Source organism: Micromonospora arida, assembly GCF_042873195.1.
Lineage (GTDB): Bacteria > Actinomycetota > Actinomycetes > Mycobacteriales > Micromonosporaceae > Micromonospora > Micromonospora arida.
The window spans coordinates 115441-139439 of the sequence record NZ_JBIALC010000007.1; the positions used below are offsets into that span (position 1 = coordinate 115441).

21 protein-coding genes and 1 tRNA gene are annotated in these 23999 nt (G+C 71.2%); 12 read left to right on the forward strand and 10 right to left on the reverse strand.

Features of this window, described 5'->3' with window-relative positions:
* Positions 1–57 precede the first annotated feature (57 nt).
* A complete protein-coding gene (locus ACFYP0_RS21410) occupies positions 58–960 on the forward strand; it encodes a Gfo/Idh/MocA family protein (RefSeq protein WP_355494476.1) in 903 nt (300 codons plus the stop codon).
* Positions 961–1127: 167 nt separating this feature from the next.
* Here the strand turns inward: ACFYP0_RS21410 and ACFYP0_RS21415 are convergent, their stop codons facing one another.
* Positions 1128–1319 (reverse strand): DUF2795 domain-containing protein, encoded by a 192-nt coding sequence (locus tag ACFYP0_RS21415; RefSeq protein WP_091405965.1) that lies wholly within the window; start codon positions 1317–1319, stop codon positions 1128–1130.
* Positions 1320–1447: 128 nt separating this feature from the next.
* Between ACFYP0_RS21415 and ACFYP0_RS21420 the strand changes: the two genes are divergently transcribed.
* On the forward strand, positions 1448–2704 hold the full coding sequence (locus ACFYP0_RS21420) for an erythromycin esterase family protein (protein WP_355494475.1): 1257 nt from the start codon (positions 1448–1450) through the stop codon (positions 2702–2704).
* 99 nt (positions 2705–2803) lie between these two features.
* On the opposite strand, the gene ACFYP0_RS21425 is transcribed toward ACFYP0_RS21420, so the two are convergent.
* The 3 genes from ACFYP0_RS21425 to ACFYP0_RS21435 form a co-directional block, all read right to left on the reverse strand.
* A complete protein-coding gene (locus tag ACFYP0_RS21425; RefSeq protein ID WP_355494474.1) occupies positions 2804–5005 on the reverse strand; it encodes an MMPL family transporter in 2202 nt (733 codons plus the stop codon).
* The gene (locus ACFYP0_RS21430; protein WP_124855035.1) at positions 5005–5592 is read right to left on the reverse strand and encodes a TetR/AcrR family transcriptional regulator; all 588 of its coding nucleotides are present in this window, start codon (positions 5590–5592) and stop codon (positions 5005–5007) included. The genes ACFYP0_RS21425 and ACFYP0_RS21430 overlap by 1 nt, the downstream gene beginning before the upstream one ends.
* A 100-nt stretch (positions 5593–5692) precedes the next feature.
* Positions 5693–6127 (reverse strand): winged helix-turn-helix transcriptional regulator, encoded by a 435-nt coding sequence (locus ACFYP0_RS21435; protein WP_244218864.1) that lies wholly within the window; start codon positions 6125–6127, stop codon positions 5693–5695.
* Between the two features lie 74 nt (positions 6128–6201).
* Between ACFYP0_RS21435 and ACFYP0_RS21440 the strand changes: the two genes are divergently transcribed.
* The 5 genes from ACFYP0_RS21440 to ACFYP0_RS21460 all read left to right on the forward strand — a co-directional run bounded on the left by ACFYP0_RS21440 (position 6202) and on the right by ACFYP0_RS21460 (position 12105).
* On the forward strand, positions 6202–7686 hold the full coding sequence (locus ACFYP0_RS21440; protein ID WP_386997310.1) for an MFS transporter: 1485 nt from the start codon (positions 6202–6204) through the stop codon (positions 7684–7686).
* Between the two features lie 31 nt (positions 7687–7717).
* Positions 7718–8677 (forward strand): DNA polymerase domain-containing protein, encoded by a 960-nt coding sequence (locus tag ACFYP0_RS21445; protein WP_386997312.1) that lies wholly within the window; start codon positions 7718–7720, stop codon positions 8675–8677.
* A gap of 151 nt (positions 8678–8828) precedes the next feature.
* A complete protein-coding gene (locus ACFYP0_RS21450; protein ID WP_355494472.1) occupies positions 8829–9278 on the forward strand; it encodes a helix-turn-helix transcriptional regulator in 450 nt (149 codons plus the stop codon).
* Between the two features lie 5 nt (positions 9279–9283).
* Positions 9284–9694 carry a VOC family protein gene (locus ACFYP0_RS21455; protein ID WP_208740974.1) on the forward strand — a complete coding sequence of 137 codons (411 nt, stop codon included), beginning with the start codon at positions 9284–9286 and terminating at the stop codon, positions 9692–9694.
* Positions 9695–9723: 29 nt separating this feature from the next.
* Positions 9724–12105 carry an ATP-binding cassette domain-containing protein gene (locus ACFYP0_RS21460; protein WP_386997315.1) on the forward strand — a complete coding sequence of 794 codons (2382 nt, stop codon included), beginning with the start codon at positions 9724–9726 and terminating at the stop codon, positions 12103–12105.
* 15 nt (positions 12106–12120) lie between these two features.
* Here the strand turns inward: ACFYP0_RS21460 and ACFYP0_RS21465 are convergent, their stop codons facing one another.
* Positions 12121–12747: a TetR/AcrR family transcriptional regulator gene (locus ACFYP0_RS21465; protein ID WP_386997317.1), complete on the reverse strand. Its 627-nt coding sequence runs from the start codon at positions 12745–12747 to the stop codon at positions 12121–12123.
* 123 nt (positions 12748–12870) lie between these two features.
* On the opposite strand from ACFYP0_RS21465, the gene ACFYP0_RS21470 reads away from it, so the two are divergent.
* Positions 12871–15006: an ABC transporter permease gene (locus tag ACFYP0_RS21470; protein ID WP_386997319.1), complete on the forward strand. Its 2136-nt coding sequence runs from the start codon at positions 12871–12873 to the stop codon at positions 15004–15006.
* Positions 15007–15063: 57 nt separating this feature from the next.
* On the opposite strand, the gene ACFYP0_RS21475 is transcribed toward ACFYP0_RS21470, so the two are convergent.
* Entirely contained in the window at positions 15064–15489 is a 426-nt protein-coding gene (locus ACFYP0_RS21475) for a VOC family protein (protein WP_386997321.1), read from the reverse strand.
* A 108-nt stretch (positions 15490–15597) separates the two neighbouring features.
* Between ACFYP0_RS21475 and ACFYP0_RS21480 the strand changes: the two genes are divergently transcribed.
* Complete coding sequence (locus ACFYP0_RS21480; RefSeq protein ID WP_386997323.1) at positions 15598–16620, forward strand: helix-turn-helix transcriptional regulator; 1023 nt, start codon at positions 15598–15600, stop codon at positions 16618–16620.
* A 9-nt stretch (positions 16621–16629) separates the two neighbouring features.
* On the opposite strand, the gene ACFYP0_RS21485 is transcribed toward ACFYP0_RS21480, so the two are convergent.
* The 4 genes from ACFYP0_RS21485 to ACFYP0_RS21500 form a co-directional block, all read right to left on the reverse strand.
* Positions 16630–16704: transfer RNA gene (locus ACFYP0_RS21485), tRNA-Arg, on the reverse strand.
* Between the two features lie 92 nt (positions 16705–16796).
* Positions 16797–17492 carry a winged helix-turn-helix domain-containing protein gene (locus tag ACFYP0_RS21490; RefSeq protein ID WP_355494466.1) on the reverse strand — a complete coding sequence of 232 codons (696 nt, stop codon included), beginning with the start codon at positions 17490–17492 and terminating at the stop codon, positions 16797–16799.
* 509 nt (positions 17493–18001) lie between these two features.
* A complete protein-coding gene (locus ACFYP0_RS21495; RefSeq protein WP_386997325.1) occupies positions 18002–18670 on the reverse strand; it encodes a DUF305 domain-containing protein in 669 nt (222 codons plus the stop codon).
* Positions 18671–18678: 8 nt separating this feature from the next.
* Complete coding sequence (locus tag ACFYP0_RS21500) at positions 18679–19488, reverse strand: DUF3105 domain-containing protein (protein ID WP_386997327.1); 810 nt, start codon at positions 19486–19488, stop codon at positions 18679–18681.
* Between the two features lie 97 nt (positions 19489–19585).
* On the opposite strand from ACFYP0_RS21500, the gene argS reads away from it, so the two are divergent.
* The 3 genes from argS to ACFYP0_RS21515 are packed head-to-tail and all read left to right on the forward strand — an operon-like array spanning position 19586 to position 23959.
* On the forward strand, positions 19586–21253 hold the full coding sequence (gene argS / locus ACFYP0_RS21505; protein ID WP_355494463.1) for an arginine--tRNA ligase: 1668 nt from the start codon (positions 19586–19588) through the stop codon (positions 21251–21253).
* Between the two features lies 1 nt (position 21254).
* Complete coding sequence (gene lysA / locus ACFYP0_RS21510) at positions 21255–22640, forward strand: diaminopimelate decarboxylase (protein ID WP_355494462.1); 1386 nt, start codon at positions 21255–21257, stop codon at positions 22638–22640.
* A gap of 8 nt (positions 22641–22648) precedes the next feature.
* Complete coding sequence (locus ACFYP0_RS21515; protein ID WP_355494634.1) at positions 22649–23959, forward strand: homoserine dehydrogenase; 1311 nt, start codon at positions 22649–22651, stop codon at positions 23957–23959.
* The last annotated feature ends 40 nt before the right edge of the window (positions 23960–23999 follow it).

Consider the following 23999-nt stretch of genomic DNA (forward strand, 5'->3'; position numbering starts at 1 on the left):
CTAGCGTGGATCACGTCCGTGGCGTTGCCGCGGTGCGGGGAGACAGCGGAGGTACACGTGCTGCGGTTCGGCTTGTTCGGCACCGGTCACTGGGCGATCGAGACGCACGGGAAGGCGCTGCACGCACATCCCGACGCGGAGCTGGTCGGGGTGTGGGGCCGCAACCCGGAGCGGGCCTCCGCGCTGGCCGAGCGGTACGGGGTGCCCGCCTACGCCGACGTCGACGCGCTGATCGAGCAGTGCGAGGCGATCGCCGTCGCGCTGCCGCCGGACATCCAGGCCGACATCGCGGTCCGGGCCGCCCGCGCCGGTCGACACCTGCTGCTGGACAAGCCGCTGGCGCTCAGTGTCGCCGACGCCGACCGGGTCGTGGCTGCCGCCGAGGAGTCCGGGGTCGCCTCGGTCGTCTTCTTCACCCAGCGGTTCCAGCCGAACGTGACCGCGTTCCTCGCCGCCACCGCCGCCGCCGGGGGCTGGCAGCACGGTCGGACCACCGCGTTCGCCTCGATCTTCCAGGACGGCAGCCCGTACGGCGGCTCGTTGTGGCGTCGGGAGCACGGGGCGCTCTGGGACATCGCCCCGCACGCGCTTTCGATCCTCCTGCCGGTGCTGGGCCGGGTGACGCAGGTGGCGGCGATGGACGGGCCGAGCGGGATGGTGCATCTGCTGCTCACCCACGAGGGCGGTGCCACGAGCAGCGCCTCGCTGTCCCTGGATGCCCCGACCGAGTCGATGGCCCGGGAGTTCGTGTTCTACGGCGAGAACGGCATCGAGGACGTCCCGTTCGGCGAGAACGACGCCGCCACCGCGTTCGGCGTCGCCATCGACCAGCTCGTCGAGCAGGTTCAGGCCGGCACCCGCGACCACCGCTGCGACGTCCGCTTCGGCCGCGAGGTCGTCGCCATCCTCGCCGCCGCCGAAACCGCCCGCACCGAATCCCGCACCATCCCCATCCCCTAACCCACTCCCACCCCCCAACCCCCAACCACCCCCCGCCCGTCGACCCGGTGATCATGAAGTTAGCGGTGCGACACGCCGTGGCGGACGGCGATAACCTCATGATCACCGGGGCGGGGCGGGGCGGGGCGGGGCGGGGCGGGGCGGGGCGGGGCGGGGTTGGGTTGGGTTTAGGTGGGGGTGGAGAGGGCGGCGTTCAGCTCGTCGGGGGAGTTGAACTGCTCGGGTGGTAGGGCCTGGAGCATCTGCAACATTGCCGTGCTGGCCCCGTTCTCCTGACCCCAGCGGATCAGGTCCTCGCGCGAGACCGGGTAGTCGAGCCCGGCGAGGTACTCCTGCAACTGAACCCCGGTGACGGTCATGTCGGCCGGCTACCCGCTCGCGGTGGTCGTACACCGGCTTGGTGGGGGCCCATGACGGCCCGGCGGCCGGCGTGTCGGCCCGCGACGCGCGCACGGTTTGCCGCAGCAGCGGCCGGGTAGCCGCTGGCATGCTGGTTCAGCGGCTCGGCGCGCCGAGCGATTTCGACCCGTTGCTGGAGCGCGTTCGGAACGCCAGGGTGGTGATGATCGGTGAATCCACCCACGGCAGTTACGACTACTACCGGTTGCGCGAGCAGCTCACCCGCCGGTTGATCGCGGAGTGCGGTTTCTCCTTCGTCGCGGTGGAGGGTGACTGGCCCGACTGCGACCGGGTGCATCGTTCGGTGACGGCCGCGCCGGGCGGCGCGCTCGAACCGCAGGTCGCACTCAACCAGTTTGAGCGATGGCCGACCTGGATGTGGGCCAATGCCGAGGTGGCCCGGTTCGCCAGCTGGCTGCGGGCCTGGAACGTGGAGCGGCCGGAGGAGCAACGGGCCGGATTCCACGGGCTCGACGTGTACAGCCTCTGGGAGTCGATGCAGGCGATCTTCGACTACCTGGGGGAGGAGGACCCGAAGTCGCTGGAGGCGGCGCAGGACGCGTACCGGTGTTTCGAGCCGTACGGCAAGAGGGTCGAGGAGTACGGCGCGGCCAGCCGGTTCGTCTCCGCCCGGTGCGAGGAGGAGGTCGTCCGGTTGCTCGCCCGGACCCGCGAACACGCCCTCTCCGACGGCCCGGACCGCTTCTCGGCCTGGCAGAACGCGGAGGTGGTGGCCGGCGCCGAGCGGTACTACCGGGCGATGGTGGCCGGCGGGCCGGACTCGTGGAACATCCGTGACACCCACATGCAGGACACCCTGGACCGGCTGCTGGACCGCTACGGTCCTGACGCTCGGGGCATCGTCTGGGCGCACAACACGCACGTCGGGGATGCGCGGGCCACCGACATGGCCGCCGACGGGATGATCAACATTGGTCAGTTGGCCCGGGAGCGGCACGGCGAGGACGCGGTGGCCCTGGTTGGCTTCGGCAGCTACCGGGGCACGGCGATCGCCGCGCCCCGCTGGGGTTCGCCGCCCGAGGCGATGGTGGTGCCGCCGGCCCGGGAGGGGTCGATCGAGCGGCGGCTGCACGAGCTGATGCCGGAGCGGGCGGTGCTGATCTTCGGCGGTGACGACCAGCCGGGCTGGGTCACCGAGACCGTGGACCACCGGGCGATCGGGGTGGTCTACGACCCGTCGTTCGAGTCCTGGGGCAACTACGTGCCGACGCGGCTCGGAGACCGGTACGACGCCTTCATCTGGTGTGACGACACCACCGCACTGCACCCGCTACCGGTCCCGGCTGCCCCCGGCGAGATGGAAACGTACCCGGCCGGGGTCTGACCCGGACCCGTTGCGTCGATCATGGAGTTGTGGTGCCGGACCAATGCCCCGGACCGGGGCACGGCGGACACCACAACTCCATGATCGACCGGGTGGGCGTCAGACCCTCGTGGGGGTCCGGTCGTCCAGGTGTTCGCGCAGGCCCTCGCCCTCGATGTCCACGTTGGGCAGGGCGCGGTTGAGCCAGCGGGGGAGCCACCAGGCGCGGTCGCCGAGCAGGGACATCACCGCCGGGACGATGGTCATCCGGACCACGAACGCGTCGATGGCCACGCCGATGGCGAGCGCGAAGCCCATCGACTTGATGATCGGGTCTTCGAGGAACACGAAGCCGCCGAAGACGGACATCATGATCAGCGCGGCGGCGGTGACCACTCGGGCACCGTGGCCCATGCCGCTGATCGTGGCCTCACGCGCGGTCTCGCCGTGCACGAAGTCCTCCCGCATCCGGGAGACCAGGAACACCTCGTAGTCCATGGCCAGGCCGAACAGGATGCCGATCAGCAGGATGGGCAGGAAGCTGACCAGCGGGGCCGGGGTGTCCAGGCCGACCAGGTCGGCGAGGTGGCCCTGCTGGAAGATCGCCACCGTGATGCCGAACGTGGCGGCCACGGTGAGCAGGAAGCCCAGCGCCGCCTTGAGCGGCACCAACAGCGAGCGGAACACCAGCATCAGCAGCAGCACCGAGAGCCCGACGACCAGCAGCAGGTAGATCGGCAGCGCGTCGGAGAGCTTCTCCGAGACGTCGATCCCGATCGCGGTGGCGCCGGTGAGCAGCACGTCGGCGCCCTTGACCCCGCCGACCGCGTCGCGGACGTCGTGCACCAGGGTTTCGGTGGCCTCGTCGGTCGGGCCGGTCTTCGGCACCACGCCGAGCAGCGCGGTCCGACCGTCCGGGCTCAGCTGCGGCGGTGCCACGGCGAGGACGTTCTCGGTGCGCTGGATCATCGCGGTCACCTGCGGCACTGCGGCCGCGGTCGCCTGCGCGTCGTCGCCCGCCACGACCACCGCGAGCCGACCGGTGAAGCCCGGACCGAAGCCCTCGGTGGTCAGGTCGCTCGCCACCCGGGCCGGTGAGCCCTCGGTCGCCGTGCTGGCGTCCGGCAGGGCCAGCCGCATGTCCGGCGTGGGCAGCGCGAGCAGGCCCAGGCCGAGCAGCGAGACCAGGATGACCGGGACCCGGAAGCGGGTGACGAACCGTGCCCAGCGGAAGCCGAACCCGGAGCGGTCCTCGACCGGCAGCGTCTCTTCGCCCACCGGCTCACCTGGCGCGGCGGAGTCGACCGTGGAGCGTAGCCGGCGCGGAAGCACCCGGTTGCCGGCGAAGCCGAGCAGAGCGGGCTGGAGGGTGATCGCCACGAGCACGGCGATGGTGACCGTACCGGCGGCGGCGAGACCCATCACGGTGAGGAACGGGATGTTCACCACGGCCAGGCCGGCGAGGGCGATGACCACGGTGGCGCCCGCGAAGACGACAGCCGAGCCGGCGGTGCCCACCGCCCGGCCGACCGCCTCCTCCGGGGACAGACCTTCGAGCAGGTTCTGTCGGTGCCGGGAGGTGATGAACAACGAGTAGTCGATGCCGACGGCGAGGCCGAGCATCAGCGCCAGGATCGGCGCGGTGCTGGTCAACTCGATGACACCGCTCAGCGCGAACAGACCGGCCATGCCGACGCCCACGCCGATCAGCGCGTTGAGCATGGTCATGCCGGCGGCGACCAGTGAACCGAACGTGATGATCAGGACGATCGCGGCGACCAGTACGCCGAGCGCCTCGGTGGAGCCGATCTCCGGCTCACCGCCCAGCACCTCGCCACCCGGGGCGACCTGCCAGCCCTTCGCCTCGGCGGCGGCGCCGACCTCCTCGTACGCGGTGCGCTGCTCGTCGGTCACCTCGTCGCCGCCGGTGGCGAACTGAACCTGGACCAGCGCGTACCGGCCATTGGGCGAGACCGCGCCGACCTGGAACGGGTTGACCGCGCCGACCACGCCGGGCAGTGTCGAGGCCTCCTGGACCAGCTCCTGCACCACGGCCTGGCCCTCGGGCGTGGCCAGTTGACCGTCCGCCGGCGCCTTGACCGCGATGGAGCCGGTGGCACCACTGGCCGCCGGGAACTGGTCGGCCAGCAGGTCGAGCGCGCGCTGGCTCTCGGTGCCGGGCATGGTGAAGTTGCTCGCCGTCGGGCCGCGCAGGGTCGCAGCGGCCAGGCCGGCAACGACGAGTACGACGAGCCAGAGCGCGACGACGAGCCGTCGCCGGCGCAGCGCGCCCCGGCCGAGCCGGTAGAGCAGGGTGGCCATCAGGAGTCCTTGTCCTCGGTCGTGGGTGGATGGGGCATGAGCGTGTCGACGGGTTCGACGGCCCGCCGGACGAGGGTGAGCAGGGCGGAGCGCAGGTCGTCGTCGGGAATGTCGACGAAATCGGCGCACGCCTCGGGAATGCCGGCCAGCAGCACCAGTGCTGTGATCCGGTCGACCGGCCGGTCGGAGTGGCCGGCCAACGCGGCTCGCAGGCGTTCGGAGATCTGCTGGATGTGTGCGAAGGCCGGCTGGCAGAGCAGCTCTGTGAACTCGCCGCGCAGCAGCGCGATCTCACCGCGGAACCGGACCGCGAGGTCGACGAAGCCGACGGCGGCTGCCTGCTGGGCGACCGCGCCGGTCAGCCCGGTGAGCTGATCGTCGAGGTCTTTCAGCACCGCGATCGCAGGGGCCATCAGCTCGGCGAGCAGGGCTTCCTTGTTGGCGAAGTGGTAGAGGACGGTCGCCTTGGAGCAGCCGACCTCGCGGGCGATGTCCTGGAGCGAGGTGCCCCGGTAACCGGTCACCGCGAACAACCGCGCCGCCGCGGCGAGGATCTCGTCGTGCGTCTCGGGTACTGCTCTGGCCATCACCGGTACACCTCCGCAAACCAGCATGCCTGACCGATCGGTCAGACCCTGACCGATCGGTCAGATGGAAGCGGTGGCGTTCACCACACCCCCGGCCGGTTTATCCGGCGTGCTGGGCGTCGTACCTGGTCCGCGCCTCGGCGATGGCCCGGCGGTGCCGCTCGGCCCAGCTGGTCAGCGCGACCAGCGACTCGTAGAGCTCCAGCGCCATCGGGGTGGCGGTGTATTCGACCTTGGGCGGGACGGTCGGGTAGACCGTGCGGTGCAGCAGGCCGTCCCGTTCCAGGTTGCGCAGCGTCAGCGTGAGCATCCGGCGGCTGATGCCCTCGATGTGCCGTTCCAGTTCGGTGAAGCGCACCGGCCCGTGCGAGGCGGCCACGAGGATGCCGATGCTCCACTTGCCGCCGACCCGGTCGAGCACCTCGCGGACGGTGCACGCCCGGGCCTGGCCCGGGGTGAACGGCACGTTCTCGGCCGCGCAGGTCAGCTCGGCCTTGACCAGCGCGGACACATCGCTGTTCCTCTGGGACATCAAAGTGCCTCCTTCCGCTCCGGTTCATGGTCACAGACGATGACCTCGGTAACAAACCGTGCACCAAGGAGGGTTTCGTGGAGCGTGTCGTCCCATCCCGTTGGCCGGCGTTGCTGGTGCTCTGCGCCGGCAGCCTGATGATCATCCTGGATGGCACCGTCGTCGCGGTGGCACTGCCCGCCATCCAACGCGACCTGGGCTTCAGCGCCGCCGGCCTGGCCTGGGTGGTGAACGCCTACCTCGTCGCGTTCGGCGGGCTGCTGCTGCTCGCCGGCCGGCTCGGTGACCTGCTGGGCCGCCGCAGGGTCTTCCTGGCCGGCGTCGCGCTGTTCACGCTGGCCTCGCTGGCCTGCGCGGTCGCCACCGGGCCGGCCCTGCTGGTGGGCGCGCGGTTCGGGCAGGGCGTCGGCGGCGCGTTGGCCATGGCGGTCAGCCTCGGCATGATCGTCCGGCTCTACCCCGAAGCGGCCGAGCGGGCTCGCGCCATCGCCGTCTTCAGCTTCACCGGCGCGGCCGGTGCGTCGGTCGGCACAGTCGCCGGAGGGGTGCTCACCCAGGCCGCCGGGTGGCGGACGATCTTCCTGGTCAACGTGCCGATCGGGGCGGCCATTCTCATCGCTGCCGTCCGCCGGCTCCCGGCCGAACGGGGGATCGGCCTGCGCGCCGGCCTGGACCTGCCCGGCGCGCTGCTCGCCACCGCCGGTCTGATGGCCACCGTGTTGGGCATCGTCGGAACGGGAGAGCACGGCTGGACCAGCCCTCGGACGCTCGGCGCGATGGCCCTCGCGGCGCTGCTGCTCACCGGGTTCGCGGTGCGCCAACGTGTGGCGGCGGCCCCGCTGGTGCCGCCCCGGGTGCTGCGCGTCCCGGGTCTGGTGGCCGCGAACGCCGTGCAGTTCCTCATGGTCTGCGCGTACTTCGGGTTCCAGTTCCTGCTCGCCGTGGAGCTGCAACTGGTGCTGGGGTTGGACGCTGCCGCGACCGGCTGGGCCTTCCTGCCCACCCCGGTCGTGATCGCCGTGGTCTCGCTCGGCCTGGCCGGTCGGCTGATCGCCCGCTTCGGTGCCCGGATGGTCCTGCTGGTCGGGCTCGGCCTGGCGACCGTCGGCTTCCTCCTGCTCGCCCGGCTGCCCGCCGACGGCGCCTACGTCGCGGACGTGCTCCCCGCGATGCTGATCTTCGGGGTGGCCGGCGGTCTGACCCTGCCGGCGGTCACCACACTGGCCATGGCCGGCGCGACCGACACCGACGCCGGGCTCGCCTCCGGCCTGGCCAACACCACCCAACAGGTCGGCGGAGCTGTCGGCCTGGCCGCGCTGGCCACCCTGGCCGCCACCCGCAGCGACGGGCTGCGGGCCGCCGGCTGGGCCGAGACCGCCGCGCTCGCCGACGGCTACCGGACCGCGTTCGCCGTGGCCGCCGGTCTGGTGGCCGCCGCGTGGCTGGTGGCGCTGACCACCCTGCCCCGACGCGCGGCCGGGCCGTCGTCGGCCACCGATCCGTCGGGCCCGGCCGGGGTGGGTGCCGGAACTGATCCGTACCGAAGCGCCGCGTCCAGTTGACCGACGGCAGCGAGGCCGGGAGGGTGGTCGGGTGAGCGAGGCTGACGAGACCCGGGACGGCGTGGCCCTGACCAACCTGGACCAGCCGCTGTCCGACCGCGACGACGCGACGAAGCGTGACCTGGTCGACTACCTCGACGCGGTCCGGGACCGGCTCCTCCCGCAGCTCCGGGGCCGGCCCCTGTCGGTGATCAGGGTCCGCCCCGGCCAGCCGCCGTTCATGCAGAAGAACCTGCCCCGCTACACCCCGGACTGGGTCCGCCGGGCGCCGGTCTGGGCGGAGGCGTCGCACCGGGAGATCTCGTACGCCCTCTGCGACGACCGCCGCACCCTGCTCTGGTTCGCCAACCAGCGGGCGGTGGAGTACCACCCGACGCTGACCACCGTGGCGGATCTGCACCGGCCGACCCACCTGGTCCTCGACCTGGACCCGCCGGACGGCGACGGGTTCCGCGCGGCGGTCGACGCCGCCCTGCTGGTCCGTCAGGCGCTCGCCGACGCCGGCCTGGCCGGCGCCGTCAAGACCAGCGGCGCCAAGGGTGTGCACGTCTTCGTCCCGGTGACCGACGAACCAACGGCCGAGGAGTTGGCCGCCGCCACCCGGGCGCTCGCCGTCCGCGCCGAGCGGCTCGACCCGACGCTGGCCACCACGGCGTACATCAAGGAGGACCGGGGTGGCCGGGTCTTCGTGGACGCCACCCGGGCGGGCGGGGCGACCGTGGCCGCCGCGTACAGCCCTCGGCTGCGCCCGGGGATGCCGGTCTCGTTCCCGGTCGACTGGGCCGACCTGACCGAGGTGACCCCCGCCGACTTCACCATCCGGACCGCACCCGCACTGCTCGCCGACGGCGACCCGTGGGCCGCGCTGATGCCGGCCCCGCAGTCGCTCCCCGCCGATCTGGTCGCCGAGGGCCGGACCATCCCGGTGGCCCGGGTGCAGGCCATGCACGAGGGGAAGCGCCGGGCCCGCGCCCGCCGCGAGGCCGGCTGACCGGCTCGTCGGCCCCCGGCTCGGCCCGTGCTAGGCCCCCGACTCGGCCCGTGCTAGGCCCCCGGCTCGGCCCGTGCTCGGCCCCGGCTCGAGACCCCGCTCGCGCCCGGCGGGCGGCCGATTGTCGGTGGGTTGTGGCACGATTTCGCAGGTGAGTAGCAGAGCCGACGCGACCCAGCGACTGGCCGACCTGGCGCGGCTGCGCCGGGTCCGCGACCGGATCGACCGGGAGTACGCGTCTCCGTTGGACGTCGAGGCGCTCGCCCGTGGCGCGCACATGTCGGCCGGGCACCTCAGCCGTGAGTTCCGGCTCGCCTACGGCGAATCTCCGTACAGCTACCTGATGACCCGACGGATCGAGCGGGCGATGGCCCTGTTGCGCCGTGGCGACCTGAGCGTCACCGACGTCTGTTTCACTGTCGGTTGTTCGTCGTTGGGCACCTTCAGCACCCGCTTCACCGAGCTGGTCGGTGTGCCGCCCAGCGTCTACCGGCGGCAGGCGGCGCAGGCGACGGCGGGGATGCCGTCGTGCGTGGCGAAACAGGTGACCAGACCGGTCAGGAATCGAGAAGCGCGGGCCACCGAGCCGCAACTAGCGTGACCAGCATGGACATCACCATTCACTCGAGTTTCCTTCCGCACACCGATCCGGAGGCCTCGCTGGTCTTCTACCGCGACATCCTCGGCTTCGAGGTCCGCCTCGACGTCGGGTACGAGGGGATGCGGTGGATCACGGTCGGGCCGCCCGGCCAGCCCAGCACCGCCATCGTCCTGCACCCGCCGGCCGCCAACCCTGGTATCACCGACGACGAGCGGCAGACCATCCTTGAGCTGATGGCCAAGGGCAGCTACTTCGGCGTCAACCTGGCCACCACCGACCTCGACGCCACCTTCGCCAAGATCGAGGCCAGCGACGCCGAGGTCGTCCAGGAGCCGACCGAGCAGCCGTACGGCGTGCGCGACTGTGCCTTCCGGGACCCCGCCGGCAACATGATCCGCATCCAGGAAGTGCGCTGAGTCCTGCGCGCCCGACAGATGGAGACACGATGAGCACGGCAGTCCAGCCGTCCGCGCCGCACGTCGCCGACAGCCACGACCTGATCCGGGTGCAGGGCGCGCGGGTGAACAACCTCAAGGACGTCAGCGTCGAGATCCCGAAGCGGCGACTGACGGTGTTCACCGGTGTCTCCGGCTCCGGCAAGAGCTCGCTGGTGTTCGGCACCATCGCGGCCGAGTCGCAGCGGATGATCAACGAGACCTACAGCGCCTTCGTGCAGGGCTTCATGCCGACGTTGGCGCGGCCCGAGGGCGACCTGCTGGATGGCCTGACCACGGCGATCATCGTGGACCAGGAGCGGATGGGTGCCAACTCCCGCTCCACCGTCGGCACCGCCACCGACGCCAACGCGATGCTGCGCATCCTGTTCAGCCGGCTCGGGCAGCCGCACATCGGCTCGCCCAACGCGTACTCCTTCAATGTTCCCTCGGTGAAGGCGACCGGTGCGATCACCGTCGATCGCGGTGCCGGCAAGACGAAGACCGAGAAGGCGACCTTCAACCGTCTCGGCGGCATGTGCCCACGTTGCGAGGGCATGGGTGCGGTGACCGACATCGACCTGTCGGCGCTCTACGACGACAACCTCTCGCTCAACGAGGGCGCGATCACCATCCCGGGTTACAGCATGGAGGGCTGGTACGGCCGGATCTTCCGTGGCTGCGGCTACTTCGACCCGGACAAGCCGATCGCCAAGTTCAACAAGCGGGAGCTGCACGACCTGCTCCACCGGGAGCCGACCAAGATCAAAATCGACGGGATCAACCTGACGTACGCGGGCCTGATCCCGTCGATCCAGAAGTCCTTCCTCGCCAAGGACATCGACGCGTTGCAGCCGCACATCCGCGCCTTCGTGGAGCGCGCGGTGACCTTCACGACCTGCCCCGAGTGTGCCGGCACCCGGCTCAGCAAGGAGGCCCGGTCGTCGAAGATCAAGGGTAAGAACATCGCCGACGCGTGCGCGATGCAGATCAGCGACCTGGCCGCCTGGGTGCGTGGGATCGAAGAGCCGTCGGTGGCCCCGTTGCTGGCCGGCCTGCAACACCTCCTCGACTCGTTCGAGGAGATCGGCCTGGGTTACCTGTCCCTCGATCGACCGTCGGGCACCCTTTCCGGCGGTGAGGCGCAGCGCACCAAGATGATCCGCCACCTCGGCTCCTCGCTCACCGACGTCACCTACGTCTTCGACGAGCCGACGATCGGGCTGCACCCGCACGACATCCAACGGATGAACGAGCTGTTGCTCCAGCTGCGCGACAAGGGCAACACAGTGCTGGTCGTGGAGCACAAGCCGGAGGCCATCGCCATCGCCGACCACGTCGTCGACCTCGGGCCCGGCGCGGGCACGGAGGGCGGGGCCGTCTGCTACGAGGGCACCGTGGAAGGTCTGCGGGCCAGTGGCACCATCACCGGCCGCCACCTCGACGACCGGGCGGCCCTCAAGGAGACGGTGCGGACGCCCACCGGCAAGCTGGAGATCCGGGGCGCCACGGCCAACAACCTCCAGGACGTGAACGTCGACGTACCCCTCGGGGTGCTCGTCGTCGTGACCGGCGTCGCCGGCTCCGGCAAGAGTTCGCTCGTGCACTCCTCGATTCCGGCCGGCGCGGGCGTGGTCTCGATCGACCAGGGCGCGATCCGCGGCTCACGGCGCAGCAACCCGGCCACGTACACCGGGTTGCTCGACCCGATCCGCAAGGCGTTCGCGAAGGCCAACGGGGTGAAGCCGGCGCTGTTCAGCGCCAACTCCGAGGGCGCCTGCCCGAGCTGCAACGGCGCCGGCGTCATCTACACCGACCTGGGAATGATGGCGGGCGTCGCCGCACCCTGCGAGGACTGCGAGGGCAAGCGGTTCCAGGCATCGGTGCTGGAATACCGCTTCGGCGGTCGCGACATCAGCGAGGTGCTCGCGATGTCGGTGACGGAGGCCGAGAAGTTCTTCGGCGCCGGCGAGGCGCGTACGCCGGCGGCGCACGCCATCCTCGACCGGCTCGCCGACGTCGGGCTCGGCTACCTGAGCCTGGGGCAGCCGCTCACGACTCTCTCCGGCGGGGAGCGGCAGCGGCTCAAGCTGGCCACCCACATGGCTGACAAGGGTGGCGTCTACGTCCTCGACGAGCCGACCACCGGCCTGCACCTGGCCGACGTGGAGCAACTGCTCGGCCTGCTCGACCGCCTGGTCGACGCCGGCAAGTCGGTGATCGTCATCGAGCACCACCAGGCGGTCATGGCGCACGCCGACTGGATCATCGATATCGGCCCCGGGGCCGGCCACGACGGTGGCCGGATCGTCTTCGAGGGCACACCTGCGGCCCTCGTCGCCGCCCGCTCCACCCTCACCGGCGAGCACCTGGCGGCGTACGTCGGCAGGTGAGCCCGTGGACGGGGATCAGCGCTCCGCTCGGCGTGGCCGGCTGATGGGGGCGCTGAGCATTCCGGTGATGGCGTCGACGAGGAAGTCGCCGACCTCGGGCCATCGGGGGTCTTCTCCGTTGCGTTCGGCGAGTGCCTCGACCTCGGCTGTCGCGGTGCTGACGATGCGGGTGATCAGGCGCGCCCGACCGGCGACCACGTTCGGGTCGAGGTGCCGTAGGCGCGCGGCCAGTGAGGCCCGCAGTTGTAGTGCCTGTGGCGTGGTGTCCTGGGCTTCTCGCATGAACGGCTCAGTGGCGGGGTTGTGCAGCACGTGATCGAGGAACCGGGCCCGCCAGCTCGGGCGCGGTAGCTGGTCGAGGACGCGCATGCTCGGTGCTACGAGACCGCGTATGTCGCCGAGGACGGAGTCCTCGGTTGGGGGCATGCCGGCGCGCACTTGCGCCACGTCGTGCACGTGGCGGGCCATCAGCGCCTTGAGCAGGCCCTCGCGCCCGCCGAAGTAGTAGCGCACCGCTGAGTGGTTGGTGTTGCCGGCCGCTTCGGCCACCCTGCGGTCGGAGACCTCGGCGACTCCCGACTCGGCGAACAGCCGCTCCGCCGCGTCGAGCAGCGCGGTGCGGGCCGCCTCGGACCGCCTCATGACCGGCCCCCTCGTGTCCTCGCCCGGATGTGACTCAGGTCAACCTAGCCGGATTCCCGCTCCCGGCATCCGCCGCCTACAGTTTGTAAGTCAGTTGGCGTACAAACATGAGCTGGAGCGTGCATGGATACCGAAGCCGTCATCGAGGCTGCCGACGTGGTGGACGGCCGCCCGCCCGGCGCGGACCGCAAGGAACAGATCATCCGAATGGTCGCCCTGTTCGTGATGCCGTTCCTCATGGTCACGATGATGTTCGCGACCTACATGTCGACCATGCACTCACCGCACCCCCGGGACATGCCGGTAGCGGTCGTCGGCAGCGGCGCCACGGCGCAGGCCCTCGTCGACGGGCTCAACTCGGGCGACAGCACCGAGGCCACGCTGGTGACCACCCGTGACGACGCCGTCGACCTGCTGCACGACCAGGAAGTCGCCGGTGCGCTCGTCCTGCCCACCGACGGCAGCGCCAACGCGACCATCCTCACCGCCTCGGCGGCCGGAGCCTCGCAGAACGCCACCGTCCAGCAGTTGCTCGCGCCCGTGGTCTTCCAGAACAGCTTGCAGGCCACCACCGAGGACGTCGCACCGCTACCCGCGGGTGACTCGGCCGGCATCGCGGTCCTGTTCGCGGCGATGGGCATGATGCTGGCCGGTTACGTGCCACTGAGCATCATGGTGATGGGCGTCCCCCACCTGCTGCGGCTGCGACGGTTCCTGCCCGTGCTGGCCGGCTGGTCCGCGCTCACCAGCTCGATCATCTGGCTCATCCTCGGGCCCGTCGTGGGCGCCGTCGACGGCCACTACCTCACCTTCCTCGGCGTCGGCATGCTCGCCACCGCGGCCGTCGGCCTGGCCCAGCTGCTGCTCTCCAAGCTGATCGGGCCCCTCGCGGTGCTGCCCGGCATGCTGCTCTGGGTCGTGTTCGGCATGCCCGCGTCGAACCTGGCCCTGTCCGTGCACAACATGCCCGGGTTCTTCCAGTTCCTGCATGGCGTGCTGCCGCTCCCGGCGGCCGGTGAGGCGCTGCGCTCGGTCCTGTACTTCGACGGCAACGGTCTGGGCACCCACCTGATCGTCCTGGCCGTGTGGATCGTGGCCGCCCTCGCGCTCTGCCTCCTCAAGGAGCGCAGCGCGAGCGGGAACATGATCCCCGGCGTCCCGCCGATCACCGACCCCGACTCGAAGGCCCCCGCTCTGGCCGGCGGGCCGCCGCGCTCCAAGCGATTCCGGTACGTGGCCGCAGCGGGCTTTCCGCTGGCCATCCTCGTGGTCGTCGTGGGTGCCATGGGGTTCTCCATGCACAAACCGCAACCGCACGACATCCCGGTCGTCGTGGTCGCCGCAGCCCCTGGGCAGGCTCAGCAGACCGCTGCCGGTCTCAACGCGCAGCTCGACGGCATCCTCGACGTCACCGTCGCCGACACGGTTGCCGAAGCCACCGAGCAGATCCAGTCCCGCGACGTGGTGGCCGCCTTCGTCCTGCCGTCCGCACCGGACACTCCGGCGACGCTGTACTCGGCGTCCGCCGCCAACGCCAGCCAACAGTCCGCGATCCGCGCGATCTTCCAGCCGATCACCGCGGCCCAGGGCCTCCCGCTGACGCTCACCGACGTGCAACCCCTGAGCGAGACCGACACCGGCGGCAGCAACAGCATGTACGTCGGCATGTCCTGGATCATGGCCGGGTTCCTGTTCCTGGCCGTCCTGCGCGGCGGTGCCCCGCACGTGCGCCGCCTGCGCCAGTTCCTGCCGCTGCTGGGCGGCTGGGCGATCGGCATGTCCGTCTGGCTGTGGTTCCTCTTCGACGTCCTCATCGGCGCGATCACCGGCAACGCCCTGGAGACGATCGCCTACGGCGCCCTGACCATCTTCTCGGTCTCCCTCGCCACCGGAGTGCTCACCCGTACCGTCGGCCTGGCGGGCATCATCCCGATGATGGTGGTGCTGATGATGGCCGGCGTACCCGCCTCCGGCGGTGGCATGTCGGTGTACCTGGTCCCCGAGGTGTTCCGCCCCCTCCAGGACGTGCTGCCGTTGCCCGCGGCGGTCGACATCGCACGATCGCTGCGGTACTTCGACGGCGTCGGCGTCGGGCAGAATCTGCTGGTCATCGCCATCTGGGGCGCCGTCGGGCTCGTCTTGAACCTCGTGATCGACCAGTGGCTCAAACGCCGCGAGCGCCGCTCGGACTCCGGCGGCCCGGACGCGGGTACGACACCTGGGACGGACCTGAGGTTGGTGCCGGCCGAGGCGCACTGAGCGGCACCGCAGCCCACCGCCGATCCCTCGTGATCGGCGGTGGGCTGTTCCTTCTGGTCAGGCAGGCTTGTACTCGACGGCGACGTCGAGCACCCAGGTGACGCCGAACGGGTCGGTGAGCATGCCGTAGAGGGGAGCCCAGCCGGCGGGCGCCAGGTCGACCAGGACGGTCGAGCCCTCGCTCAGCTTCTTCCAGTAGCCGGTGATCTCGTCTGCGTCGCTGCCACGGACCGAGACGAAGAACGGGTTCTCGCCCTGGCTCCACGGCCGCGCCGACGGCACGTCGTACGCCATGATCTGGAAGCCCTCGGCGGACGTGACCTGACCCCACATGACCTGGTCGGCCTCGTCCGGGCTCTGCACGTTGTGGGCGTCGGCGTAGGTCACCGCGGCGAGGTCCCCGCCGAAGACGGACCGGTAGAAATCGAGGGCGGCCCGCGCGTTGCCCCGAAGGTTGATGTGCGCGACGGTGTTGATGCTCATTGCTGCTCCTCGTGTGACGTGACCCGTGGCTGGTGCCCCGGGTGCAGCGCCGACGATGGCAGGGGTAGCGGTCAGGTTGTGTCCGCTACCTGGGGCAGACTCGGATGAATGGCCACGACCTCCGCGAGACTGCTGTCGCTGCTCTCGCTCCTCCAGGCCCGACGTGACTGGCCGGGTGGCCTCCTGGCCGAGAGGCTGGACGTGAGCCCGCGAACGGTGCGACGCGACGTCGACCGGCTGCGCGAGCTCGGCTACCCGATCAGCGCATTCAAGGGGCCGGACGGCGGGTACCGGCTCGACGCCGGTGCCCAACTGCCACCGCTGCTGTTCGACGACGATCAAGCCGTGGCCATCGCTGTCGCACTCCAGATGGCAGCCCTCTCCGGGGCGGACATCCAGGAGGGCGCGGCGCGAGCGCTGAACACCATGCGGCAGGTCATGCCGAGCCGACTGCGGCACCGCATCGACGCTCTCCAGGTCACCGCCGTCGGACAACCCACCACCGGGCCGGACTCCCCGGTCGACCGCACCGTGCTGACAGCCATCGGCGCGGCCGTCCACGCCCACGAGGTTCTGCGCTTCGACTACGCCTCGACGAGCGCCGCCACCGACGCGACGCCTCGCCGCGTGGAGCCCCACCACCTCGTCACCTGGAATGGGCGCTGGTATCTCGTGGCCTGGGACCTCGACCGGGACGACTGGCGAACCTTCCGCTGTGACCGGGTCAGCCCGCGTACCCCGACCGGACCACGCTTCACCCCACGACAACTACCCGTGGGAGACGTGGCCACGTACGTCACGGGCCGCTTCCGAGGTTCCACCGACAGCTCAGCGTGGCCCTGCGTGGGTGAGGTCATCATCGACCTTCCCGCCGCCGTCGTCGCCGCGTACACCCGCGACGGGCTTGTCGAAGAACTCGGCCCCGACCGCTGCAGGCTCGCACAGGGCTCCTGGTCCTGGGTCGGCCTCGCAGCCGCGCTCGGCAGGTTCGACGCGGACATCGAGGTGATCGGTCCGGTCGAGCTCAAGGCCGCCTTCGCGGGACTCGCCCGCCGCTACGCCGACGCGGCCGGAAACGCAAAACCGGGCGCGTGGAGGGTGTTTCCCCCTGCGCCCGGCAGTGTCGTGTGAAACTTTTCCTGGTGCCCCCGGCAGGATTCGAACCTGCGCCCCCGCCTCCGGAGGGCGGTGCTCTATCCCCTGAGCTACGGGGGCTCAGCGACTGGAGAAGACTAGCAAACCTCCTCCGTGTACGCCGAATCGGTATCGGGTGAGCCGATCGTGTCGGCAACCGGCTCACCCGGTGCTCAGGCCGCCGCGACCGCCCGCCCGCAACTGGGCAGCGGGTGCAGGACGATTCGCCGAGGGAGCCGGCGCGGCCACTCGTTGCGCGGCCAGGAGCCGTCCACGATCAGGTGGACGGTGCGCTGCTCCTCGCCGCTGAGCCGCAGCACGAAGTCGCGGGGGAGCGGCGGGTCCACCGTCGGTGTGGTAATCATGAAGCGCACCCGACCGCGGGACGAGACAGCGGAGATCACGTCGGCGGCCGGCATGGTGCCGCGCAGCCGGACCCGGCCGATCCAGTAGACCTCCGCGAGGTGCTCCTGGGCGGCCCGGGTGATCCCCGGGTACTCGCTGCGGACCCAACGCTCGACCGCGCTGACGCAGAGCCCGCAGGCCCGCTCGCGCGGCTCCCGCGGACCCAACCCCCAGGCCCGCAGGTACGCCCCGACCGCACCAGCATCCAACGGCAGCTCGAAGCGCCGCTGGATGAGCGTGGTGAGGCTCTGCCGCGTCCACAACTCCTCGTCCAGGCCGAACTCGTCGGGATGGACGCCCCGCAGCGTGTCGATCAACTCGAGTTCCTGTTCGCGGCTGAGCATTCCCGGCTCGCCCTGCCGCTGTCCGCGACGGACGGCTGCCACCGCCCCGTCACCGCCAATGGTGTGGCGTCGGCACCAGCTGGTGACCGAACGCCGCGCGTCTCTGAGTGCAACCCCCACGTCTTGGGCAACGAGCCCGAATCGCAACTGGTCACGATATGTGCGGAGAAAACTCTCTAAGCAACGTAATCGCCTGTGCCACGCAAAACGCCCACAAGGGACGAGAGGGATTTTCAGGCCATAGGAGACGGGTGTGGCCGTCTTGATCGACTCGGGTTCCTGGAAACCGGGTCGTCCCGATCGCGTGGACCGCCCGGTTTCCTGAAAGCCGAGTCGATCAAGGTCGGGGTGCGGCCCGCGTCACCGCCACAGAGCGGCGGGGGCCCCGCCCCCCCCCCGGGGGGGGGGGGCGCGGGCCCCGGGGGGCCGGGGGGGGGGCGCCCCCGGGGGGGGCCCCGGGGGGGGGGGGGGGGTGGGTGTTCGGGGGGGGGGGGGGGGGGCCGGGGGGGGGGGGGGCGCGGGGGGGCGCGGGGGGGGGGGGGCGCGCCCCCCCCCCCCCCCCGGGGGGGGGGGCCCGCCCCCGGGGGGGGGGGGCCCCCCCCCCCGGGCCCGGTGTGCCCGTGGGTCGGTCAGCCCTTGGCCTGCGCCTGGAGCTGCCGGAGGTTGTTCAGTTCCGTCTGCTGCGTGGCCTTCATGGTGTTCGCCACCCGCAGCACCTCGTCGTTGTCGGTCTCGCCGAGGGCCGCGTCGATCATGTGGATGCCGCCCAGGTGGTGGTCGTACATCAGGGCCAGGAACTGCCGGTCGACCTCGATGCCCTGAGCGTTGCGCAGGGCGGTCATCTGTTGCGGCGTGGCCATGCCCGGCATCAGGCCGTCCTTGACGGTGGCCCCGTCGGACATCCACGACATCGGCGGCTTCGACCCGGTCGGGCTGAGGCCCCATTCGCGCAGCCAGGTCTGCATCGCGCCGATCTCGCCCTGCTGCCCGGTGGCGATGTCGACGGCGATCTGCCGCACCTCTGGGAGAGTCGCCGACCGGTACGCGATCAGGCTCATCTCCACCGCCTGCGCGTGGTGGGTCGTCATGTCCCGGGCGAAGCCCGCCTCGACCGAGGCGTCACCGGGTTGGGTGATCCGTGGGGTGAGTAGACCGCCCGCGTACCCGAGGAGGAGACCCACCACCAGCATGATGGCGAGCGCCAGCACGCCGTAGCGCGACGCCGGGGCCCGGCCGCCCTCGTCCGGGGCGGCCGGGGTCTCGTCGTACTCGCTGTCGGTGGTTGCCGGAGCGGTCATTGCCGTCCTTACTGGGTGGGCTGCTGCTGGAGCTCACGCGGCGTGGTGCCGGTGGCGGTGATGCCGGTGTTGCAGAGCGCCGTCGGGCCCTCGACGGAGGCGTTCACCCGCAGGTCCTTGATGAACTCGTCGATCCGCGAGTCGTCGGCGTTGTCGACCTTGAGCTGGTAGCCCCAGGCCTGCAGCGAGATCGGCTTGTCCAGGCCCTCGTACGGGCTCATGAAGGTCTTCTCGACACCGCGCACCTTGTCGGCGAGCTTGTCGACCTGGTCCTTGGGCAGGTCGGGGCGGTAGGTGATCCACACCGCGCCGTGCTCCAGGCTGTGCACCGCGTGCTCGTTGGCGATCGGGGCGTCGTAGACGTCGCCCATGCAGTTCTGCCAGGCGGCGTTGTGCACCCCACCCACCGGCGGCGAGTAGTTCCAGGTCAGCGGGCCCGACTTGTGCGACTCGTACTTCAGGCTGTCCGGGTCGGACTTGCGGATGTTGGCGATGCCATCGATGGCGTTGGCCCGCTTGTCCCACGGCTTGGAACCCTGGAACGACGCCCAGGCGCCGTAGCCGATGATGCCGGCTGCGAGCACGCCAACCGCGACGAAGAGCGCGATCGGCCCCCACGCGCGGCCCTGGCTCACCTTGACCGGGGTGACCGGCTTACGCGGGCCCTTTCCACCGGCCCGGGGGGAGCCTGCCGGCTTGCCCGTCGGCTTGCCGGAACCGGCCTTGGCGCCGGACGCCGGCCGGCCCGCGGCCGGCTTCTTGCCGGTGCTGACCACGGTCGGGCGGCGCTCAGGGCCACCCGGGGTGCTGATGCTCATCGTGCCTCGTCAAGTCGGTCGGTCAGGGGAGTGGCGGGCCGGATGACGCGCAGGGGAGCCGCCGAGTGCCCGAGTCTACCCCCGATAACATGGTTGGGTGACTCCTGCAGAACTAGCCTCGGTCGTCCTTGCCGCCGCCCACGCCGTCTTCGAGCAGCGTGGGCTGGACCGCGCAGCGCTGCCGGCGAGCACCGTGGTGGAGCGACCGCGCAACCCCGAGCACGGCGACTACGCCTCGACGCTCGCGCTGCAGTTGAGCAAGAAGGTGGGCGTCCCGCCCCGGGAGCTGGCGACCGCCCTGGCCGACGAGCTGGGCCGGGCACCGGGGGTCAAATCGGTGGAAATCGCTGGGCCGGGCTTCCTGAACATCCGGCTCGACGCCGCCGCGGCCGGTCAGCTCGCGCGGGTGATCGTGGAGACCGGCGCGGAGTACGGCCGCAGCGACCGGCTCGCCGGCGAGAAGATCAACCTGGAGTTCGTCTCGGCCAACCCGACCGGGCCGGTGCACATCGGCGGGGTCCGCTGGGCGGCCGTCGGTGACGCGCTGAGCCGGCTGCTGCGGGCCACCGGTGCCGACGTCGGCACGGAGTACTACTTCAACGACGCCGGTTCGCAGATCGACCGCTTCGCCCGGTCGCTGCTCGCCGCTTCCAAGGGTGAGCCGGCGCCGGAGGACGGCTACGGCGGGGCGTACATCGCCGAGATCGCCACCGAGGTGCAGGCCCGCCGGCCGGAGGTGCGCTCGCTCGACGACGACGCCGCCCAGGAGGTCTTCCGGGTCGAGGGCGTCGCGCTGATGTTCGACGAGATCCGCACCTCGCTGCGCGACTTCGGTGTGGAGTTCGACACCTACTTCAACGAGAAGGACCTGCACGACCGGGGTGAGCTCGACCTGGCGCTGAACCGGCTGCGCCAGCAGGGGCACCTCTACGAGTCCGAGGGTGCCACCTGGCTGCGCACCACCGACTTCGGCGACGACAAGGACCGGGTGCTGCGCAAGTCCAACGGCGAGTGGACGTACTTCGCCGCGGACTGCGCCTACTACCTGGACAAGCGCGAGCGCGGCTTCGAGCGGGTCGTGATCATGCTGGGGGCCGACCACCACGGCTACATCGGCCGGATGAAGGCGATGTCCGCCTGCTTCGGCGACGACCCGGAGCGCAACCTGGAGATCCTCATCGGGCAGCTGGTCAATCTGCTGCGCGACGGCGCGCCGATGCGGATGAGCAAGCGGGCCGGCACCGTGATCACCCTGGAGGACCTGGTCGACGCGATCGGCGTGGACGCCTCCCGGTACGCGTTGGCCCGCTACTCCAGCGACTCCCCGATCGACATCGACATCGAGCTGTGGACCCGGGCGACCCGCGACAACCCGGTCTACTACGTGCAGTACGTGGCAGCCCGGACGGCGGGTGTGGCCCGCAACGCCGCCGAGGTGGGGCTGGTTCCGGGCGACGCCGACGCGTTCCGCCCCGAGCTGCTCGACCACGAGAAGGAGAACGAGCTGCTCAAGGCGCTCGCCCAGTTCCCCGCGGTGGTGGCGACGGCCGCCGAGCTGCGGGAGCCGCACCGGGTGGCCCGCTACCTGGAGGAGAGCGTCGCCGCCTCCTACCACCGGTTCTACGACAACTGCCGGGTCCTGCCGCTGGGCGACGAGGAGATCACCGACCTGCACCGCGCGCGGCTCTGGCTCAACAACGCCACCCGCACGGTGATCGCCAACGGCCTGCACCTGCTCGGCGTCTCCGCACCCGAGAGGATGTGACATGCGGGCTCATGAGGCTGGTGCGCTGCACGCGGACATCAGCAACCGGGGGCCGGCCTGGCTGCGTACCCCGGAGGACGTCAACGCCCTGCTGCCGACGCTGTGGCCGCGCAGCGTGACGCGCGGCGCCGACGGCGCGGTCGCCGTCGCGGGCCTGAGCGTCCGCGACATCGCGGCCGAGTTCGGCACCCCGGTGTACGTCCTCGACGAGGCCGACCTGCGCTCGCGCTGCCGCGACTTCCGGGCGGCCTTCCCGACCGAGGACGTCTTCTACGCGGGCAAGGCGTTCCTCTGCCGCGCGGTGGTCCGGATGATCGCCGAGGAGGGGCTGCACCTGGACGTCTGCACCGGTGGCGAGCTGGCCACCGCGTTGTCGGCCGGGATGCCGCCGGAGCGCATCGGCTTCCACGGCAACAACAAGTCGGTCGCCGAGCTGGGCCGGGCGCTGGACGCCGGGGTGGGCCGGATCATCGTCGACTCGTTCACCGAGATCGACCGGCTCACCGCGCTGGCCCGCGAGCGCGGGGTCCGGCCCCGGGTGCTGGTCCGGGTCACGGTGGGCGTCGAGGCGCACACCCACGAGTTCATCGCCACCGCCCACGAGGACCAGAAGTTCGGCTTCTCGCTGGCCGGCGGTGCCGCCGCGAACGCCGCCTTCAAGATCCTCGACGAGGACGTGCTGGAGCTGCGCGGGCTGCACTCGCACATCGGCTCGCAGATCTTCGACGCCAGCGGCTTCGAGGTCTCGGCCCGTCGGGTGCTCGCCCTCCAGGCGCAGATCCGTGACGCGCGCGGGGTGGAGCTGCCCGAGTTGGACCTGGGCGGCGGCTTCGGCATCGCGTACACCACCCAGGACGACCCGGCGACACCGCAGGATCTGGCCAAGCGGCTTCGCAAGATCGTCGACTCGGAGTGCGCGGCGGAGAACCTGGCCGTGCCGCACCTGTCGATCGAGCCGGGCCGGGCCATCGTCGGGCCGGCCGTGTTCACCCTCTACGAGGTCGGCACGGTCAAGGACCTCGACGGCCTCCGGACGTACGTCAGCGTCGACGGCGGGATGAGCGACAACATCCGCACCGCCCTGTACGACGCGTCCTACTCGGCCACGCTGGCCTCGCGGGCCTCGACCGCGCAGCCGTTGCTCGCCCGCGTGGTGGGAAAGCACTGTGAGTCCGGGGACATCGTGGTGAAGGATGAATTCCTGCCCGCCGACGTGCAGGCCGGAGATCTTGTCGCGGTGCCCGGCACCGGTGCGTACTGCCGAAGCATGGCCAGCAACTACAACCATGTGCCCCGGCCACCGGTGGTCGCGGTGCGCGACGGCCAGGCGCGCCTGATCGTCCGGCGGGAAACCGAAGAGGACCTGCTCGCTTTGGATGTGGGATGACGTCACCTGTGCGCTTGGCGCTGCTCGGCTGCGGCACGGTCGGCCAGGAGGTGGTCCGGCTGCTGCACGAGCAGTCGGCCGACCTCACCGCGCGGATCGGCGCTCCGCTGGAGATCGTCGGCATCGCCGTCCGTCGGCTCGGCCGCGACCGGGGTGACCTGCCGGTCGACGAGGACCTGTTCACCACCGACGCGCTCGGCCTGATCAAGCGCGACGACGTGGACGTGGTGATCGAGGTCATCGGTGGCATCGAGCCGGCCCGCAGTTGGCTGGTCGAGGCCCTACGCGCCGGCAAGAGTGTGGTCACCGCCAACAAGGCGCTGCTCGCCGAGGACGGCGTGGCCCTGCACGAGGCGGCGGCCGAGGGCGGAGGTGACCTCTACTACGAGGCGTCAGTGGCCGGGGCCATCCCGCTGCTGCGCCCGCTACGGGAGTCGCTGCACGGCGATCGGATCAACCGGGTCACCGGCATCGTCAACGGCACCACCAACTTCATCCTCTCCGCGATGGACGCGACCGGCGCCGGCTTCGCCGAGGCCCTCGAAGAGGCCACCGCCCTGGGGTACGCGGAGGCCGACCCGACCGCCGACGTGGAGGGCTTCGACGCGGCGGCGAAGGCGGCGATCCTCGCCTCGCTGGCGTTCCACACCCGGGTCGGTGCCGCCGACGTGCACCGCGAGGGCATCACCGAGGTGACCGCCGCGGACATGGCCAGCGCCCAGGCGATGGGCTGCACGATCAAACTGCTCTGCATCGCGGCCCGGGGTGTCGACCCCACCGGCCGGGAGACGGTCAGCGTCCGGGTGCACCCGGCGATGATTCCGCGCAGCCACCCGCTGGCCAGCGTCGGGGACGCGTTCAACGCGGTCTTCGTGGAGGCGGACGCGGCCGGGCAGTTGATGTTCTACGGCCGGGGCGCCGGTGGCGCGCCCACCGCCAGCGCGGTGCTCGGTGACGTGGTCGCGGTGTCCCGCAACCGGCTCGCCGGGGTGCGCGCGGCCAGCGAGAGCGCGTACGCGGACCTCGCGGTCCGGCCGATGGGTGAGGCGTTGACCCGCTACCACGTGAGCCTCGACGTGGCCGACCGCCCAGGTGTGCTCGCCTCGGTGGCGAGTGTGTTCGCCCGGCACGACGTGTCGATCGCGACCGTGCGGCAGGGTTCGGCGGGCGGGCCAGCGGGCCGCGACGGCGACGCCGAGTTGGTCATCGTCACGCATGTGGCACCGGACGCCGCGCTCGCCGCGACCGTCGGTGAGCTGCGCGGTCTGGACATTGTCCGGTCGGTGACGAGCGTGCTGCGGGTCGAGGGCGACGCCTGAGTCGTTGCATCATCGACGGGACGGCTCGCGCGTCCCGCCA

Bases quoted from the DNA above. Each gene is read 5' to 3' on its own strand.
- ACFYP0_RS21415 (WP_091405965.1), bottom strand. From the start codon at position 1,319: ATGACCGTCACCGGGGTTCAGTTGCAGGAGTACCTCGCCGGGCTCGAC.
- ACFYP0_RS21420 (WP_355494475.1), top strand. From the start codon at position 1,448: ATGCTGGTTCAGCGGCTCGGCGCGCCGAGCGATTTCGACCCGTTGCTG.
- ACFYP0_RS21425 (WP_355494474.1), bottom strand. From the start codon at position 5,005: ATGGCCACCCTGCTCTACCGGCTCGGCCGGGGCGCGCTGCGCCGGCGA.
- ACFYP0_RS21430 (WP_124855035.1), bottom strand. From the start codon at position 5,592: ATGGCCAGAGCAGTACCCGAGACGCACGACGAGATCCTCGCCGCGGCG.
- ACFYP0_RS21455 (WP_208740974.1), top strand. From the start codon at position 9,284: ATGGACATCACCATTCACTCGAGTTTCCTTCCGCACACCGATCCGGAG.
- ACFYP0_RS21460 (WP_386997315.1), top strand. From the start codon at position 9,724: ATGAGCACGGCAGTCCAGCCGTCCGCGCCGCACGTCGCCGACAGCCAC.
- ACFYP0_RS21465 (WP_386997317.1), bottom strand. From the start codon at position 12,747: ATGAGGCGGTCCGAGGCGGCCCGCACCGCGCTGCTCGACGCGGCGGAG.
- ACFYP0_RS21470 (WP_386997319.1), top strand. From the start codon at position 12,871: ATGGATACCGAAGCCGTCATCGAGGCTGCCGACGTGGTGGACGGCCGC.
- ACFYP0_RS21475 (WP_386997321.1), bottom strand. From the start codon at position 15,489: ATGAGCATCAACACCGTCGCGCACATCAACCTTCGGGGCAACGCGCGG.
- ACFYP0_RS21480 (WP_386997323.1), top strand. From the start codon at position 15,598: ATGGCCACGACCTCCGCGAGACTGCTGTCGCTGCTCTCGCTCCTCCAG.
- ACFYP0_RS21495 (WP_386997325.1), bottom strand. From the start codon at position 18,670: ATGACCGCTCCGGCAACCACCGACAGCGAGTACGACGAGACCCCGGCC.
- ACFYP0_RS21500 (WP_386997327.1), bottom strand. From the start codon at position 19,488: ATGAGCATCAGCACCCCGGGTGGCCCTGAGCGCCGCCCGACCGTGGTC.
- lysA (WP_355494462.1), top strand. From the start codon at position 21,255: ATGCGGGCTCATGAGGCTGGTGCGCTGCACGCGGACATCAGCAACCGG.